General features: G+C 54.0%; 1 protein-coding gene. It reads left to right on the top strand.

Features of this window, described 5'->3' with window-relative positions; translation table 11 throughout:
* The coding region (locus R0J88_RS23230) for a prolipoprotein diacylglyceryl transferase family protein (protein ID WP_410901350.1) at positions 1-239 on the top strand (239 nt) is incomplete at both ends.

The raw sequence follows: 239 nt of genomic DNA, 5'->3' as shown, positions 1-239 counted from the left end.
ACTCATTCCGTTTGGTCTTGGTGCCGGGCGTCTGGGCAACTTTATTAACGGTGAATTGTGGGGCCGCGTTGACCCGAACTTCCCGTTTGCCATGCTGTTCCCTGGCTCCCGTACAGAAGATATTTTGCTGCTGCAAACCAACCCGCAGTGGCAATCCATTTTCGACACTTACGGTGTGCTGCCGCGCCACCCATCACAGCTTTACGAGCTGCTGCTGGAAGGTGTGGTGCTGTTTATTA

The organism is Pseudoalteromonas sp. SIMBA_162 (genome assembly GCF_046535955.1).
Classification (GTDB): domain Bacteria; phylum Pseudomonadota; class Gammaproteobacteria; order Enterobacterales; family Alteromonadaceae; genus Pseudoalteromonas; species Pseudoalteromonas marina.
Note: the sequence above shows the minus strand (reverse complement) of the source record. Positions and strands in the feature narration are given on the sequence as shown.